The sequence below is a fragment of the Flexivirga endophytica genome (genome assembly GCF_014640635.1).
In the GTDB taxonomy this organism is placed as follows: Bacteria; Actinomycetota; Actinomycetes; order Actinomycetales; family Dermatophilaceae; genus Flexivirga; species Flexivirga endophytica.
Window position 1 is genome coordinate 579,953 of sequence record NZ_BMHI01000005.1, and the last position, 15,479, is coordinate 595,431.

Here is a 15,479-nt window from a genome sequence, read left to right on the forward strand (position 1 = left end):
AGGAAGCAGGCATCCCCATGGCAAACACCCCGACACCCGACGACAGGTTCTCCTTCGGTCTGTGGACCGTCGGCTGGACGGGCGTCGACCCCTTCGGCACGGCGTCCCGCGAGCCGCTCGAGCCGTGGGAATACGTCAAGCACCTCGCGGACCTCGGTGTCTGGGGCATCACCTTCCACGACAACGACGTCTTCCCCTTCGACGCCGACGCGGCGACGAAGCGTTCGCGCGTCGACCAGCTGAAGAAGGCGTGTGACGAGTCGGGCATCACCATCGAGATGGTGACCACCAACACCTTCACTCACCCGGTGTTCAAGGACGGTGGACTGACCAGCAACGACCGTGGTGTCCGTCGCTTCGGCCTGCGCAAGATCCTGGAGGCCGTCGACATCGCCGCGGAGTGCGGAGCGGAGACCTTCGTGATGTGGGGCGGCCGGGAGGGCGCCGAGTACGACGGCAGCAAGAACGTCCACGCCGCCCTCGAGCGCTACAAGGAGGGGCTGGACACCGTCGCGGAATACATCAAGACCAAGGACTACGGTCTGCGAATCGCGTTGGAGCCCAAGCCCAACGAGCCGCGCGGCGACATCTTCCTGCCGACCGTCGGCCACGCGTTGGCCTTCATCGCCGAGCTCGACAACGGTGACATCGTCGGCCTCAACCCGGAGACGGGTCACGAGCAGATGGCGAACCTCAACTACAGCCACCAGCTGGCGCAGGCGCTGTGGAGCGGCAAGCTCTTCCACCTGGACCTCAACGGTCAGCGCGGCCTGAAGTACGACCAGGACCTGGTCTTCGGGCACGGCGACCTGCTGTCGGCGTTCTTCACCGTCGACCTGCTCGAGAACGGCTTCCCCGGGCAGCCCGACGCGCCCCGCTACACCGGACCGCGGCACTTCGACTACAAGCCGTCGCGCACCGAGAACATGCCGGGAGTGTGGGAATCGGCCAAGGCCTGCATGTCGACCTACCTGCACCTGGCGGAGAAGGCCCGCGCCTTCCGGGCCGACCCGCGGGTGACCGAGGCGATGGAGTATGCCGGTGTCACCGCGCTGCAGGAGCCGACGCTGGCCGCGGGCGAGTCGCTCACCGACTTCCTGGCCGCTGACGACGGGTTCGACGTGCAGCAGGCGTCCGAGCGTGACTACGGATTCGTCAAGCTCAACCAGCTCGCGGTCGAGCACCTCACGGGTCGCTGAGGGACGTTCGGTGACCGCTGATCAGGCCACTGCGGTGGACGTGGGTGCGCTTCCGGTCCGGGTGAAGGCTGCGCTGCTCGTCGGCAAGGACTTCTGGGCCACCACGGATGTGCCCGAGCACGGCATCGGCAGTGTCCAGGTCGCCGACGGTCCGCACGGTGTTCGGCACGCCACGGGCGAGGAACTCGGCCTCAACGCCGCCTCGCCCGCGACGTGCTTCCCACCGGCCGTCGCGGTCGGCTGCAGCTGGGACACCTCAGTGGCCCGGACGATCGGCGAAACCATTGCGCACGAGGCGCGTTCGTTGGGTGTCGACGTCGTGCTGGGCCCTGGCGTGAACATCAAGCGCACACCATTGTGCGGTCGGAACTTCGAGTACTACTCCGAGGATCCGCTGCTGTCCGGCGAACTCGGCGTCGCGCATGTCAACGGCCAGCAGGGAGCCGGTGTCGGCGCCTCGGTCAAACACTTCGCGGCGAACAACCAGGAGACCGGCCGCATGCGGGTCGACGTGGTCGCGGATGAGCGGACGTTGCGGGAGATCTACCTGCCGGCGTTCGAAGCGGTGGTCAAGCGTTCCGCTCCGGCGACGGTCATGGCGTCATACAACCTGGTCAATGGGTTGCACGCGACCGAGAGCCCCTGGCTGCTCACGCAATTGCTCCGCGCCGAGTGGGGGTATGACGGTGCGACCGTCTCCGACTGGGGCGCGACCTGTGACCCAGTGGCCTCTGTCGCGGCAGGGCTCGACCTGCAGATGCCCGGCCCCGTGGCGGGTGCGGTGGCCGCGATCGAAGCCGCTGTCGCGGACGGGTCGCTGGCCGAGTCCGACCTGGACCGCGCGGTCCGCAACGTGCTGGGGCTGCGGGCATGGGTGGCGGAACCGACCGAGCTGTTCGACCTCGACGCGCATCACGAGATCGCGCGGCAGGCAGCCCGCGCCTGTGCGGTGCTGCTGAAGAACGACACCGAGGTGCTGCCGCTGGACGCTGCTGCGTCGATCGCGGTCATCGGTGAGTTCGCGCGCAGCCCGCGTTACCAGGGTGGCGGCAGCTCGCACATCAACGCCACCCGGGTCGAGTCAGCGCTGGACGCGATCCGTGATCATGCCGAAAACGTCGAGTTCGCAACGGGTTTCACGTTCGACGGCTCCGGTGATTCGGAGTCCCTCCGGGCCGAAGCAGTCCGCGTGGCGGCAGGCTCGGTCGCCGTCGTGTTCGCCGGTCTCCCGGACGCCATGGAGTCCGAGGGCTTCGACCGTGCCGGGCTGTCGTTGCCGGAGGACCAGGTCGCCCTGATCAATGCCGTGGCAGAGGTGGCTTCGCGAACGGTCGTGGTGCTGTCGCACGGTGGCATCGTGACGGTGGAGGAGTGGCACGACAATGTCGAGGCGATCCTGGACTGCTTCCTACTGGGTCAGGCGGGCGGCGCGGCGACGGCCGACTTGCTGTACGGCGTCGCCAACCCGTCCGGACATCTCGCGGAGTCGATGCCGAAGGAGCTGCGGCATACGTCGGCCTTCCTGAATTTTCCCGGCGACCATGACGAAGTGCGTTACGGCGAGGGGGTTTTCGTCGGATACCGGTCGTATGAGACCACCGGCGTCCCGGTCCGCTACTCGTTCGGTCACGGGCTGAGCTATACGACGTTCGCGACGACCGGACTGGTGGTCGACGTCACCGGCAGCGTGAGCGCCTCCGCGACGGTCACGGTGGCCAACACCGGTTCGCGTCCCGGCCGGCACGTCATACAGCTGTATGTCGCTCCGCCGCCGGGCGCGGTCCAGCGGCCCGCGCGCGAACTGCGAGCGTTCGCCTCCGTGGAGTTGGAGCCCGGGGAGTCGCGCGAGGTCACGCTCGAGCTCGGTGAGCGGGCGTTCGCGTACTGGGATGTCGCCGACCACGCATGGGTCGTCCCTGCGGGTGACTACACGGTCGAGGTCGGTCACAACGCGCACGACATCGTTCAGGCACAGGCAATTTCGCTGGAGGGCAATGAGCCAGTGCGACCGCTTTCGCGTACGTCGTCGGTGGAGGAGTGGCTCGACCATCCGAGCGTCGGCGGCGAGGTGCTGATCGGGACGCTCGTTCGTGCCTTGCCAGACAAGGAGGCCGCCCTGATCCAGGACGACCCTGCCGTGCTGCGCATCATGAGTTCGATGGACATGTCGAAGGCGATGACGATGTTCGGCCTCGGTGACGCGGTGCCGTTGCTGGACGAGCTCATCGAGAGGTCCGCACGCCCCAACTGACCGCGACGTGGTCCGATAGGTCAGTTCGGGAACATGCCGACCCGCCGTACCTAACGTCCCCGGTCAGTACACGGCGTCGCCCGGTCCCGGTGCTCGCCTCGCACGACACGCCTTCGCCGCTACTCACGTGCGCAGAACCGACGGACAATGGACACATGGACGTCGTGACGATTCAGAAGTGGAAGCGGCCGGCCGGTTCCGGCAGCTGGCGCGGCTACGTCCTGGAGCAGGACAGTCTCGGCTGCTGGGTCTTCACGCCGGCGCACTCGATATACACCGGCGTTCACCCGGACGGACACAAGGAGATCTGCGAGGTCGCCCAGGACGAGCAGCTCGTGGGTCGTTCGTGTGTGGTCCTACTGCCGGCCGGCGGATGGTATGTCGCCCATTGGGTATGGCGCGCCGAGCGCGCCGTCGACATCGACATCGCGACGCCGCCGCTGCGGGTGGGCGATGTGTGGATGTATGACGACCTCGAGCTGGATCCCTATGTCGACGCGGACGGCACATTCGGCGTGGACGACGAGGACGAGTTCGACCGCGCGTGTGCGTCGGGCGTGATCGGTCGGGTGGCACGCGCCCACGCCGTGGAGGAGGTGCGCACGCTGCAGCAGAAGCTCGCCGACCCGTCGGCCGAGCTGTTACATGCCGGCGCCACGCACCTCGCCGACGGGCGACGGCTCGAGCTGCCCGCGCTGCGCTGACCCCGACCGACGGTGCCCGTGCAGCGCGATCGCCGCAGCGACGACGACCACGGATTCACTGACGACGGAGACGATTCCGAGCGGCTCGAGCCAGTTGCCCACATCGTCCGAGAGCATCGGGAAGGCGACGAGCCGGGTCGCGGCATACCCCACCACCGCCAACCCGCAGGTCAGGATCGCCAGCCCGTAGACGCGTGAGCCGTCATGCGCCACCACTGTGACGGCCAGTGTCACGCAGGCAACCGTGAGCACGACGAACAAGACGCCCATGTATGGCGCCTCGTCCAGGTGCGGCCGGATCACGGGCACGTGTGCGATGGCTGCGATCACCGCAGCGACGACGACCACGAACCGGAACCGGGAATCCAACGACGTGCCCAGGACGCGAGTGATCATGACGGCTCCTGCGACGATGCGGCGAACAATGACACCCGGTGGTTCGGTGCCGTGGCCGTTCCGGATGGGAGCCGAGGGCGTCGACATCAGGTGCGCCATCGGCAGAGTCCGGAGGTCGTTAGACTGGCTAACGATGAGTGATGCGCCGGACTTCGACCTGAAACGACTGGCGATCCCGGCATACGCTCCGTCGCTGCTCTTCGGCGTGGCAGAGGGCGCGATGCTCCCCGTGGTCCCGCTGTCAGCGCGCGACCTCGGCGGCTCGGTGGCGACCGCGGCCCTGATGGTGACCCTGCTCAACATCGGTTCGTTGCTGTTCAACGTGCCCAGCTCGGTGATCACCGCGAAGTACGGCGAACGCCACGCCATCATCGGCGCATCCGTCGTCGGAGTTGTCGCCGCAGCACTCTGTATGGCGGCAAACACCCTCGTGCTCTTCGGGACCGGCGCCTTCCTCATGGGCATCAGTGGCTCGGTCTTCATGCTCGCGCGGCAGAGTTACCTCACCGAGGCGGTGCCCGTGCGCTACCGCGCTCGAGCGCTGTCGACACTCGGGGGAGTGATGCGGGTCGGGATGTTCCTCGGTCCCTTCATCGGGGCGGCGGCGATGGGCCTGTGGCACCTGCGCGGTGCGTATGCCGTCTGCGTCCTCGCGCTGGCAGTCGCGGGCCTGCTGGGCGCGACCCTGCAGGACCTGCCGGCGCACGCCGACGGAAGCAACTCCGCGGCGAACGCCCCCACGGTCCGCGCTGTCGCGCGCGACTACAAACGGATCTTCCTCACCGTCGGCATGGGGATCCTGCTGGTCGCGATGATCCGCGCCACCCGCCAGGCGGTCATCCCGCTGTGGGCGGAGAGCCTGGGCCTGTCACCGCAGGCGATCTCCGTCATCGTCGGCATCGCGGGTGGCATCGACATGCTCGTCTTCTATCCGGCGGGCAAGGTGATGGACCTGTTCGGCCGACGGTGGGTCACCGTGCCCTCCATGATCGTGATGGGCCTGTCGATGATGGCCATCCCGCTCACGGACGGCGCGGTCCCGTTGTGCGTGGTCGCATGCATCCTCGGCTTCGGCAACGGCATCGGCTCGGGCATGGTGATGACGCTCGGTGCCGACTTCTCGCCGTCGGTCGGACGGGCGCAATTCCTCGGCATCTGGCGCGAGCTCTCCGACGCGGGCGCGACCGTCGGCCCCGCCGTCCTGTCGGCCGTGACCGCAGCGGCCGCCCTTGCTGCCGGGATCATCGTCTCCGGAGCCTTCGGGCTGCTGGCCGCCGCGGTCATGTGGTGGTCGGTGCCGACGAAGGGCAAGGCACCACCGGCGGGTCAGGACTCGAAACTCTGCTCCGCAGAGGGGAATTCACCGGACGCGACCTCGCGCGCGTAGTCCTGAGCGGCACGACCGAGCTCGCCGCGCAGATCGGCATACTTCTTGACGAAGCGTGGTGCCTTGCCGCCCCGCAGGCCGGCCATGTCCTGCCAGACGAGCACCTGCGCGTCGCAGTCCGGTCCGGCGCCGATGCCGATCGTAGGGATCGTCAGCGCTTCGGTCACCTTTCGCGCGACCGGTGCCGGGACCATCTCCATGACGACTGCGAAGCAGCCCGCCTCTTGCAGGGCGAGTGCGTCCTCCAGCAGGCGCTCGGCGCCGTCGCCACGGCCCTGCACACGGTATCCGCCCAGCACGTGCTCGCTCTGCGGGGTGAAGCCGATGTGCCCCATCACGGGGATGCCGGCACGCACCAGCAACTCGATCTCCGGAACCATCGGCTTGCCGCCCTCGAGCTTGACCGCGTGGGCGAGCCCCTCCTTCATGAAACGGGTCGCGGTGGCGAGCGCTTGTTGCGGACTCGCCTGGTAGGAACCGAACGGCAGGTCCGCGACGACCATGGCGCGCGATGTTGCAGTCGCGACAGCGCGCGTGAGCGGCACCAGATGATCGACGGTCACCGGCACGGTCGTCTCGAAGCCGAAGACGTTGTTGCCGGCGGAGTCACCGACGAGCAGCACCGGGATGCCGGCTTCGTCGAAGATTTCCGCGGCATACATGTCGTATGCCGTGAGCATGGCCCACTTCTCGCCCTTGGTCTTCTTGGCCTGCAGGTGCGGCACGCGAACCCGCCGCTGCGGCGCGGCCTGAGCTCCAGTGCCGTAGGGGGCGTTCACTTCCGGGGTCTTGTCCGTCATGACAGCGAGCCTATCGGCGAACAGAAAGTAAAGAGATCGCCAAGGTCAGGCATGGAAACATTAAAGGAAGCTGATGATTGCCCGCGATTTCGCGCAGAGTTCGTCAGGCTGTGCACGGCCCGCCTCACATCCCCGTTCGAGGCGGTCTCTTTTAAGTTGGAGGAACAGTGACAAGACGCGTCTTCAAGACGGTCGCCGGGACGACGGCATTCGCCGCCACGGCGTCCTTCGCCATCGCAGGGCTTACCCAGCCCGCCGATGCACAGGCGGTGCCTTCGGCCGGACCCGGCCTCACGCACCGCGCCGACAATCTGCCCAACCCCCGCGCTGAGCGACAGGCTGCCGAACGCAAGGCGGCCGTCAACAAGCTGATCAAGGGCGAGGCCAAGGTCAAGACGATCGATGGCAAGAAGGTCATCGAGCTGCAGGCGCCGGAATCGGCTGCGAAGCAGGGCAAGCGCGGCAAGGGCACCCAGCCCAAGAAGGGGAAGTACGTCCAGTACGACCCGAACCAGTCGACCAAGATCTTCACCACTCTCGCCGAGTTCGGTGACAAGACCAAGGACGCGACGGGTGGTTCGGCCGGACCGCTGCACAACGCCATCCCGAAACCGGATCGCACCGAGAACAACTCGACCTACTGGGTGGACGACTTCAACCAGGCGCACTACGACGAACTCTTCAACGGGACCGGCGAGTCGTTCAAGAACTTCTACAAGGACCAGTCGCTGGGCCGCTTCGACGTGTCCACCACGGTGAGCGACTGGGTGAAGGTGCCCTACAACGAGGCGCGCTACGGGCACAACCCGGTCAAGGGTGACGGCACCAGCGAGGCCGAGGGCTACTGGTCCTTCGTCAACGACTCGCTGACGTCCTGGTACAACAAGCAGATCGAGTCCGGCAAGACCAAGGACGAGGTCAAGGAAGAGCTCAAGCAGTTCGACACCTGGGACCGCTACGACTTCGACGGTGACGGCGACTTCAACGAGCCCGACGGCTACATCGACCACTACGAGGCGTTGCATGCAGGTGAGGGCGAGGAGGCCGGTGGCGGCGCGGAGGGCGAGGACGCCATCTGGTCGCACCGCTGGGCCGTGCAGTCCGGTTACGGCACGACGGGACCGCAGGGCAACAAGTCCGGTGGTGTCCAGATCGGCGACACGGGGATCTGGGTCTCCGACTACACCACCGAGCCGGAGAACGGCGGACTCGGTGTGTTCACACACGAATTCGGACACGACCTGGGCCTGCCGGACCTCTACGACACCTCCGGCGGCGGCGACAACACGGTCGGCTTCTGGAGCCTGATGAGCAGTGGCTCGTGGCTCAACCACGGCGAGGACGCCATCGGCACGACGCCCGGCTACATGGATGCGTGGTCCAAGGTTCAGCTCGGCTGGGCGGACCTGCAGACCGTGAAGTACGGCGACGACTCCGAGGTGCACCTCGGCCCGGCCGACATGGACAACGCGAAGGAGCCCCAGGCCCTCGCAGTCAGCCTGCCGGACAAGGAGATCACCACCGACTACAACACCCCGAAGTCGGGTTCGTACGAATGGTGGAGCGGCAGCGCTGACAACCTGAACACGACCCTCTCCCGGGAGATCGACCTCAGCGGAGCGTCGTCGGCCTCGGTCTCGGCGGCCGCCTGGTACGACATCGAGCAGGACTACGACTTCCTCTACGGTCAGGTGTCGACCGACGGCGGGTCCACCTGGACCAACGTCGGTGACGGTGTGACCGGGACCAAGAAGGAGTGGACCTCGGTCAACTTCGACCTGGCGCCGTATGTCGGCAAGAAGGTGCTCTTCCGGTTCGCCTACCAGACCGACGGTGGCGTGCACAACGACGGCGCCTTCCTCGACGACCTGGCAGTGACCATCGACGGCACGACCACCACCGATGATGTCGAGTCGACCGAATCCGTCTGGACCGCAGACGGATTCACCCGCATGACCGGCAGCAACACCGTCACGGCCGCGCACTACTACCTGGCCGAGTCCCGTCGCTACTCCGGTTACGACTCCACGCTGAAGACCGGTCCGTACAACTTCGGCTTCAGCCCCGAGAAGCCGGACTGGGTGGAGCACTACCCCTACCAGGACGGCCTGCTGGTCTGGTACGTCGACAACGAGTTCGAGGACAACAACACCTCGGTGCACCCGGGCCGCGGTCTGGTGCTGCCGGTCGACGCCCACCCGGTCCCGACCGTGTGGAAGACCGGCGAGGTCGCTTCCAACCGGATCCAGTCCTATGACTCGACCTTCGGCACGAGCAAGACCGACAAGTTCACGCTGCACCGCAAGGGCACGACGCTGCAGATGCCGAAGAAGGCGGGCATCCCGCTGTTCGACGACTCGCGGACCAACGCCTACTGGTCGGCCGAGAACCCGACCGGTTCGGTGAAGGTCGCCGGCACCGGCACGCAGATCGCCGTCAAGCACAAGCAGGGCGACGGACTGCTGCTGCAGGTGAAGTTCACCAAGTAAGCACCCCGCACGAGGAGGCGTCGATCGGAAGTTTTCTTCCGGTCGGCGCTTTCCGTTGCGCGACAGGGTGTTTCAGTCAGTGGTGCGACCTGGGTCGTCCGCGACGGTCGCGTCGGACAGGCGCTCCAGAGCGGTGGACCAGTAGTCGCCATACCGCTGCACCCAGGGGGCGAAGGCGGCGCGCCAGCCGTCCCGGTCGATCTCGTAGTGCTGGTTGCGACCGTCCTTGCGGGCCCGGACCAGGCCGGCCGCTCGCAGCGTCATCAGGTGCTTGGAGATGCCAGAGGCGACCAGTTCGGGGAACGCGGCCGCGAGCTCACCGACGGTGAGCGTGCCGCGCTCGGCCAGCAGGTCGAGCATGCTGCGACGCGTCGGGTCGGCGATGGCCCGGAACGGATCGACCTGCTCGGTCATGCGGCTGTCACGACGGCGTCGGTCAGCCGCTCGAGGACGGGGTGCCGCTCGAGGCCGCGCTCGTATGCCGCCTCGGCGCGCTCCCACGTCGGCGTGCCGATGCCGGCGAAACCGTCGTGGGTGAGGGTGACCGCGGTCTGCTCGCCGCCGCCTTCCAATGCGATCGTCAAACGGCCGGGGTGCATCCAGCCGGCGTCCTCCTCGAGCCAGGACAGGACGAAGAGCTTCTCCGGCTCGAACTCGAGCACGACGCCGCTGATCCACGTTCCTCCGTCGCCGCCCAGCATGCGGTAGGCGCCGCCACGACGCAGGTCGATCGTGATGTCCGCCGACAGCCACCTGCGCAGGCCCTCCGCGGAGGTGAACTGGCGCCATACAGCGGCGGTGTCGCGCGGGATGGTGATGGTCCGGGTGACGGTGGGCATGGTCTCTCCTTCATCAATTACCAAGTAGTAATATATTACTATCAGGTAATGCATCGGGTCGCAAGACCCGCTGTGCTCGAGTAAGGCAGGATTCGGTTATGGATCGACAGCATGAGTCTCATGGGACCGAGCAACCCGCCGCGACCGTGCGCGATTGAGGAGGACCCAACTTATGGATCGACAACAGGAATACGTCCTCCGGACGATCGAGGAACGCGACATCCGGTTCATCCGACTGTGGTTCACCGACGTGCTGGGCACGCTGAAGTCGGTGGCCGTGGCGCCGGCCGAGCTGGACGGAGCCTTCGCCGAGGGCATCGGATTCGACGGCAGCTCCATCGAAGGACTGGCCCGGGTCTACGAGTCCGACATGCTGGTGCTACCCGACGCGGACACTTTCCAGGTGCTGCCGTGGCGCGGTGAAAATCCGGCGACCGCGAGGATGTTCTGCGACATCCGGCTGCCCGACGGCTCGGCGAGCATGGCAGACCCGCGATACGTCCTGCAGCGTGCGCTGGGCAAGGCCGCGGACAAGGGACTGACCTTCTACACCCACCCGGAGATCGAGTTCTACCTCTTCGAGAAGGACATCCAGCCCGGCCGGCCGCCGGTGCCGGTCGACAACTCCGGTTTTTTCGACCACGTCCCGCACGGCACCGGCCATGACTTCCGGCGCTCGGCGATCACTCTGCTGGAGCAGATGGGCATTTCGGTGGAGTTCTCGCACCATGAGGCCGGGCCGGGCCAGAACGAGATCGACCTGCGGTATGCCGACGCCCTGACGACCGCCGACAACATCATGACGTTCCGGACGGTCATCAAGGAGGTCGCGCTCGAGCAGGGTGTCTTCGCTTCGTTCATGCCCAAGCCGCTGGCCGACGCGCCAGGGTCCGGCATGCACACGCACGTCTCGCTCTTCGAGGAGGACCGCAACGCGTTCTTCGAGGCCGGTGCGCCATACCAACTGTCAAAGATGGCAAGGAGTTTCATCGCCGGCATCCTGCACCACGCGGGGGAGATCAGCGCGGTGACCAACCAGTGGGTCAACTCCTACAAGCGGATCTGGAGCGGCGCCGAAGCGCCGGCGCACGTGTGCTGGGGTCACAACAACCGCAGCGCGATGGTGCGGGTGCCGATGTACAAGCCGTCCAAGGGGCAGAGCTCACGCGTCGAGGTGCGATCCATCGACTCCTCGGCCAACCCCTACCTCACCTACGCGGTGCTGCTGGCCGCCGGCATGAAGGGCGTCGACGAGGGCTACGAACTTCCGCCGGAGGCGGAGGACAACGTCTGGGCGCTCACCGACCGGGAGTTGCGCGCCATGGGCATCGAGCCGCTGCCGGCGTCGTTGGATCACGCCATCCACCTGATGGAGCACAGTGAGCTGGTCGCCGAGACGCTCGGCGAGCACGTCTTCGACTTCTTCCTGCGCAACAAGCGCGCCGAGTGGGCGGCATACCGCGACCAGGTCACGCAGTACGAGCTGGATCGATACCTGGGCACGTTGTGACCGCGGAGAGCCCTGCAGTCTCCCGCTCCGTGCTGGCGCGCGCCGGATTCACCGAGGTGGAGCGCGCGCAGGGCATGGTCGGCGATCTCCGGATCGCACCCGAGCTGGTCGATGCGGCGGTCGCATCGCTGGCGCAGGCGGCCTCGCCGGACCATGCACTGCTCGGGCTCGTCCGACTGGGCGAAGTGCTGTCGGACAGCGAGAATCACCGGATAGCAACGCTCTTCACCGACGACAGGGACGGTTGGGACCGTCTGGTCCGCTTGCTCGGAGCATCAACGGCACTGACCGATCACCTGGTGCGGCACCCGGAGCATTGGCCGGACGTGGTGGCCGCGGAGGTGCGCGGTCGCGATGCGTTGTATGCCGCGCTGAGTGACAGCGTCGGGGACACCACCGGCACCGATGCGTATGACGCGCTGCGCGTCGCCTACTACCGGCAACTGCTGCAGATCGCAGCGGTCGACCTGACCGACGACCCGGTGGAGCAGTTCCCGATGATCTCCGAGGCGCTCTCGGAGCTGGCCGGTGCGGCGATCGCGGCGGCATTACGGATCGCGACCAACACCGTCGAGGACTCGGACACGTGCCGGATGACGGTCATCGGCATGGGCAAGTGCGGCGGGCTGGAGCTCAACTACATCAGCGACGTCGACGTCATCTTCGTCTGCGAGCCGGCCGACGGGGTCGACGAGGCCGATGCACTGACCGTCGGCAACAAGCTCGCCGCCGAGGTGATGCGGGCGTGCTCCGAGGCGACCGGCGAGGGATCGCTGTGGCCGGTGGATCCCGCGCTACGCCCGGAGGGCAAGCAGGGACCGCTGGTTCGGTCGGTGGAGTCGCATCGCGCCTACTACGAGCGGTGGGCCAAGACCTGGGAGTTCCAGGCGCTGCTCAAGGCCCGGCCGATCGCCGGCGACGCGGAGGTCGGCGAGGCCTACCTCGACGCGATCCGGCCGCTGATCTGGCGCGCAGCGGACCGTGACCACTTCGTCGAGGACGTGCAGGCGATGCGGCGACGGGTCGAGGACCACGTGCCGCAGGCCGAGGTCGGCCGCCAGTTGAAGCTCGGTCCCGGTGGCTTGCGCGACATCGAGTTCAGTGTGCAGCTGCTCCAGTTGGTGCACGGTCGCACCGATGAGCGGCTGCGTGATCGCGGGACGCTCGCGGCCATGGCCTCGTTGTCCCGCGGCGGTTACATCGGCCGTGTCGACGCGCACGATCTGGACCAGGCCTACCGCCGGTTGCGCGTGCTGGAGCACCGCATCCAGTTGTCCCGCATGCGGCGGTCCCACCTGATCCCGAACAGCTCCGCCGACCTGCGGGTGCTGGGCCGCTCCATAGGCTTGCGGGCCAACCCCGAGACCGACGTCGTCAAGCAGTGGCGCGAGCGCGCTGCGCAGGTCCGCCGATTGCACGAGCGGATCTTCTACCGGCCGTTGCTGTCGGCGGTCGCCAACCTGTCCCGCGACGACGCCCGGCTGAGCCCGGCAAGCGCGCAGGATCGCTTCGCAGCATTGGGTTTTCGAGATGCCAAGGGCGCGGTGCGCCACATGGAGGCGCTCACCTCGGGTGTCAGCCGACGTGCCGCGATCCAGCGCACCCTGCTGCCGGTGATGCTCCAGTGGTTCGCCGAGGAGGTCGACCCCGACCTGGGGTTGCTCGCCTTCCGCAAGCTCAGCGACGCGCTCGGGACGACGCACTGGTTCCTGAAGATGCTGCGAGACGAGGGGCGTGCGGCGGAGACGCTGGCCAAGGCTCTGGCCAGCAGCCGGTATGTCGGTCAACTGCTCGAGAACGCCCCCTCCGCGGTAAGGATCTTCGGCTCCACGCACGCGTTGCGGCCGCTGACCCGCGACCAGTTGCTGACCGTGATGCGCGCCGCGGTCGACCGGCAACCGCAGGACGACGACGCGGCGCTGCTGGCGGTCCGCTCCGCACGCCGCACGGAGTTGATCCGCATCGCCGTCGCCGACCTGACCGGCAAGCTGGAGCTCGACGCGGTCGAGAGAGCGTTGACGGACCTGGCCTCCGCGACCCTGCAGGGCACGCTGGAGCTGGCCATCCGGCACGTCGAGAAGGAGACGCACACGACGATCTCGACCGGCATCTCGATCATCGGCATGGGCCGTCTCGGCGGCGGCGAGATGGGCTATTCCTCGGACGCGGACGTGATCTTCGTGCACGATCCGCTGCCGGACGCGGATCCCCAGCTCGCGCAGAGCCAGGCGGAGGAGGTCGTGACCTTCCTCAGCACGGGTCTGAGCGCGGGCGGGCCGGATCCCGCCCTGGTCGTGGACGCCGATCTGCGCCCGGAGGGCAAGGCCGGTCCGATCGTGCGAACGCTCGCGTCATACGCGGCCTATTACGAGCGGTGGTCCGAAGGTTGGGAGTCACAGGCTCTGCTGCGAGCGGCGCCGATCGCCGGTGACGAAGAGCTGGGCGTCAGCTTCCGTGCGCTGATCGATCCGTTGCGGTGGCCGGAAGGCGGCATCGACGAGAAGGCGGTCCGCGCGATCCGGATGCTGAAGGCACGGATGGAGGCCGAGCGATTGCCGCGTGGTGGCGATGTCCGCACGCACTTCAAGCTCGGTCGAGGAGGTCTGTCGGACGTCGAATGGACGGTGCAACTGGCGCAGCTGCAGCACGCGCACGACATCCCGGCGTTGCGGCACACCGGCACGACGACTCCGTTGCGCGCGATGGTCGAGCACGGCCTGATCGAGGCAGACGACGCCGACCATCTGCGCGAGTCGTGGACGCTGGCCAGCCGGCTGCGCAACGCCTCGGTGCTCTGGCGCGGCCGGCCGGTCGACTCGCTGCCCGGTGCGCTCGCCGACGCCGATGGCATCGCGCGGATCCTCGGGTCCCCGGTCGGTTCGGGGTATCAGTTGTCCGACCGCTACCTGAAGGTGTCCCGGCGGGCACGTGAGGTGGTGGAGCGCGAGTTCTACGGCACCGACCCCGATGACGAGCGTGACACCGACCCGACCCGCTGATCGCTGCCCGACCGCCTGCCGGATTCCCTGGTCGACTTCCTGGCGGGTCGGTCGTGCGGGGCTCCGATCCCGCCTAGGTGGCCGTGGATGGTCAGTTCGGTCGTGATCAGGACCGCGACAGCTTGGGCGACGAGGAGCGCCACCAGCACCAGCAGCTGCACGGCAGCGGCCTCCCACGCACTCGCACCGCCGAGCAACGCGCCGACGAACGCTCCTGGCAGGGTGACCAGGCCGACTGTGCGGGTCTGGTCCATCCCAGGGATCAGCGCCAGCGCCGCGTCGTCACGGGCGACGACATCGGCGGCTTCCGCGCGGGTGAGTCCGATGCTCAGCCCGGCCTCGAACTCGCCGTACCGCGTGCGCAATGATTCGTGGATCCGCTTGCCGGACAGCGAGGTCGCGGTCATCGAGTTGCCGCCGACGATGCCGAGCACCGGGATGACGGCGATCGGCTTGATCGGCACCAGCCCGGTCGCGAGCATGCCGAGCACGCCGGGCAGAACGCCTCCACAAATGGGCGCCAGGGTCCACCAGGTCGCGCGGCCGAGGATCCGATGCGCACTGGTGTATGCCGCCACCGACAGCATCAGTACGCAGAACAGCAGGGACAGCGCCCACGACTGCAGCACCGCGCCGACGATGGCGCCGACGATCGCGAGCTGAGCGCAGGCACGCAGGCCCGCGGTGAGTTGCCCGGCGCCGCTGCCCAGCCGTCCCCAGCGCACGATGCCGGCGGCGATGAACGTGCCGACGACGGTGAAAACCAGGACGACGATCGCGTCGTGGGCGCCGTGCATCTGCACCAGGGTCACGTTCGCACCGCTGCTCGCTCGCTCACGATTGCAGTATCCCCGGCGTAGGTGGGTGCCCACCAGGTTCGTCACGGCGATTCCGGGGATCGGACG

At 67.5% G+C, this 15,479-nt stretch carries 12 protein-coding genes; 7 read left to right on the forward strand and 5 right to left on the reverse strand.

Annotation, left to right across the window (positions count from 1 at the left end; genetic code table 11):
• Positions 1-17: 17 nt before the first annotated feature.
• The 3 genes from xylA (at position 18) to IEX71_RS18065 (ending at position 4,154) form a co-directional block, all read left to right on the forward strand.
• Positions 18-1,199 (forward strand): xylose isomerase, encoded by a 1,182-nt coding sequence (xylA, locus tag IEX71_RS18055; protein WP_188838413.1) that lies wholly within the window; start codon positions 18-20, stop codon positions 1,197-1,199.
• A 10-nt stretch (positions 1,200-1,209) separates the two neighbouring features.
• Positions 1,210-3,450 carry a beta-glucosidase gene (locus IEX71_RS18060; protein WP_229749843.1) on the forward strand — a complete coding sequence of 747 codons (2,241 nt, stop codon included), beginning with the start codon at positions 1,210-1,212 and terminating at the stop codon, positions 3,448-3,450.
• A 155-nt stretch (positions 3,451-3,605) separates the two neighbouring features.
• Complete coding sequence (locus IEX71_RS18065) at positions 3,606-4,154, forward strand: ribonuclease FAU-1 family protein (RefSeq protein ID WP_188838414.1); 549 nt, start codon at positions 3,606-3,608, stop codon at positions 4,152-4,154.
• On the opposite strand, the gene IEX71_RS18070 is transcribed toward IEX71_RS18065, so the two are convergent.
• The gene (locus IEX71_RS18070) at positions 4,092-4,550 is read right to left on the reverse strand and encodes a hypothetical protein (RefSeq protein WP_188838415.1); all 459 of its coding nucleotides are present in this window, start codon (positions 4,548-4,550) and stop codon (positions 4,092-4,094) included. The two genes, IEX71_RS18065 and IEX71_RS18070, sit on opposite strands and share 63 nt — an antisense overlap.
• Positions 4,551-4,683: 133 nt before the next feature.
• Here IEX71_RS18070 and IEX71_RS18075 point away from each other — a divergent pair, with 133 nt between their 5' ends.
• Entirely contained in the window at positions 4,684-5,937 is a 1,254-nt protein-coding gene (locus IEX71_RS18075) for an MFS transporter (protein ID WP_188838416.1), read from the forward strand.
• On the opposite strand, the gene panB is transcribed toward IEX71_RS18075, so the two are convergent.
• On the reverse strand, positions 5,877-6,737 hold the full coding sequence (panB, locus tag IEX71_RS18080; RefSeq protein WP_188838417.1) for a 3-methyl-2-oxobutanoate hydroxymethyltransferase: 861 nt from the start codon (positions 6,735-6,737) through the stop codon (positions 5,877-5,879). The two genes, IEX71_RS18075 and panB, sit on opposite strands and share 61 nt — an antisense overlap.
• 167 nt (positions 6,738-6,904) lie before the next feature.
• On the opposite strand from panB, the gene IEX71_RS18085 reads away from it, so the two are divergent.
• Positions 6,905-9,226 (forward strand): immune inhibitor A domain-containing protein, encoded by a 2,322-nt coding sequence (locus tag IEX71_RS18085; RefSeq protein ID WP_188838418.1) that lies wholly within the window; start codon positions 6,905-6,907, stop codon positions 9,224-9,226.
• Positions 9,227-9,298: 72 nt separating this feature from the next.
• On the opposite strand, the gene IEX71_RS18090 is transcribed toward IEX71_RS18085, so the two are convergent.
• Both IEX71_RS18090 and IEX71_RS18095 read right to left on the reverse strand, forming a co-directional pair.
• Positions 9,299-9,640 (reverse strand): ArsR/SmtB family transcription factor, encoded by a 342-nt coding sequence (locus tag IEX71_RS18090; RefSeq protein ID WP_188838419.1) that lies wholly within the window; start codon positions 9,638-9,640, stop codon positions 9,299-9,301.
• Complete coding sequence (locus IEX71_RS18095) at positions 9,637-10,065, reverse strand: SRPBCC family protein (RefSeq protein WP_188838420.1); 429 nt, start codon at positions 10,063-10,065, stop codon at positions 9,637-9,639. Before IEX71_RS18095 ends, IEX71_RS18090 begins: the two co-directional genes overlap by 4 nt.
• Positions 10,066-10,237: 172 nt before the next feature.
• Here IEX71_RS18095 and IEX71_RS18100 point away from each other — a divergent pair, with 172 nt between their 5' ends.
• Complete coding sequence (locus IEX71_RS18100) at positions 10,238-11,575, forward strand: glutamine synthetase family protein (protein WP_188838421.1); 1,338 nt, start codon at positions 10,238-10,240, stop codon at positions 11,573-11,575.
• A gap of 74 nt (positions 11,576-11,649) precedes the next feature.
• Entirely contained in the window at positions 11,650-14,574 is a 2,925-nt protein-coding gene (locus tag IEX71_RS18105) for a bifunctional [glutamine synthetase] adenylyltransferase/[glutamine synthetase]-adenylyl-L-tyrosine phosphorylase (RefSeq protein WP_229749857.1), read from the forward strand.
• Here IEX71_RS18105 and IEX71_RS18110 read toward each other — a convergent pair.
• Entirely contained in the window at positions 14,526-15,458 is a 933-nt protein-coding gene (locus IEX71_RS18110; RefSeq protein WP_229749844.1) for an ABC transporter permease, read from the reverse strand. The two genes, IEX71_RS18105 and IEX71_RS18110, sit on opposite strands and share 49 nt — an antisense overlap.
• Positions 15,459-15,479 lie beyond the last annotated feature (21 nt).

Coding starts and splice junctions, on each gene's coding strand:
- IEX71_RS18090 (WP_188838419.1), bottom strand. CDS start 9,640: ATGACCGAGCAGGTCGATCCGTTCCGGGCCATCGCCGACCCGACGCGT.
- IEX71_RS18095 (WP_188838420.1), bottom strand. CDS start 10,065: ATGCCCACCGTCACCCGGACCATCACCATCCCGCGCGACACCGCCGCT.
- IEX71_RS18070 (WP_188838415.1), bottom strand. CDS start 4,550: ATGATCACTCGCGTCCTGGGCACGTCGTTGGATTCCCGGTTCCGGTTC.
- xylA (WP_188838413.1), top strand. CDS start 18: ATGGCAAACACCCCGACACCCGACGACAGGTTCTCCTTCGGTCTGTGG.
- IEX71_RS18100 (WP_188838421.1), top strand. CDS start 10,238: ATGGATCGACAACAGGAATACGTCCTCCGGACGATCGAGGAACGCGAC.
- IEX71_RS18105 (WP_229749857.1), top strand. CDS start 11,650: ATGGTCGGCGATCTCCGGATCGCACCCGAGCTGGTCGATGCGGCGGTC.
- IEX71_RS18075 (WP_188838416.1), top strand. CDS start 4,684: ATGAGTGATGCGCCGGACTTCGACCTGAAACGACTGGCGATCCCGGCA.
- panB (WP_188838417.1), bottom strand. CDS start 6,737: ATGACGGACAAGACCCCGGAAGTGAACGCCCCCTACGGCACTGGAGCT.
- IEX71_RS18065 (WP_188838414.1), top strand. CDS start 3,606: ATGGACGTCGTGACGATTCAGAAGTGGAAGCGGCCGGCCGGTTCCGGC.